This window comes from Allobosea sp. P4_C6 (genome assembly GCF_056402015.1).
The window spans coordinates 1-970 of record NZ_JBFUIF010000285.1; the positions used below are offsets into that span (position 1 = coordinate 1).

General features: G+C 62.1%; 1 protein-coding gene. It reads left to right on the forward strand.

Annotated elements, in window-relative coordinates:
• Positions 1–142: 142 nt before the first annotated feature.
• Positions 143–970: ATP-binding protein (locus AC1DVA_RS28695; RefSeq protein ID WP_476808174.1), on the forward strand; the 828-nt coding region annotated here is incomplete at its 3' end.

The window sequence follows — 970 nt, forward strand, 5'->3', positions numbered from 1 at the left end:
GGCTTGAACCGGTACCGGCAAGGCACAGAGCCGCTCTCATGAGCGGTCCCGTTGTAACATCCAGTAGACGGGTACTTTCGCCGTTGAAGGACGATCCCTAAATTCGGCCAACATGATCGACGACCTCTCTGGATACTAACTAATGACCGCAACCACCACCGAGCACCGAAGCTTCGAAGCCGACGTTTCCCGCCTCCTGCATATGATGGTGCACTCGGTCTATTCCGACCGGGACGTGTTCCTGCGGGAACTGATCTCCAACGCGGCCGACGCTTGCGAGAAATTGCGGTACGAGGCGATCGCTCATCCCGACCTGCTCCGCGAAGAGCCAAAGCTCGCGATCACCCTTTCTGCAGATGCGGAGGCGGGCAAGTTGGTCATCGCCGATAATGGCATCGGCATGAGCCGGGACGAGATGATAGAGGCCCTCGGCACCATCGCGCGTTCGGGCACACGCAGCTTTATGGATCGCGTTGCCGCGGCCGAGGGCAAGGAAGGCGCCCAGCTCATCGGACAGTTCGGCGTCGGCTTCTATTCGGCCTTCATGGTCGCAGGCGAGGTTCAGGTCGTCAGTCGTCGCGCCGGCAGCAGTGAGGCCTGGGCGTGGGAGTCGGACGGCAAAGGCGAGTTCACAATAGCACCCGTTGCCCTGGAGGAGGCGCCGGCGCGTGGCACGCGGGTCACTCTCCACTTGTTGGACGACGCGAAGACCTATGCCGAGCGCTGGACACTGGAGCGCATCGTCAAGGAGCAGTCCGGCCATGTCCCGGTGCCCATCGCGCTGACCGAGAAGCCTGGAGCGGAGGCGACCACGCTGGCAGACGGCGCCGCGCTATGGACCAAGCCAAAGAGCCAGATCTCGAAGGACGAATACGCTGATTTTTATCGGAGCGTCGCCGGGCAGTATGACGATCCGGCCGCCACGATCCATTTTCGCGCAGAAGGCCTTCACGAGTACACCGCGCTCACA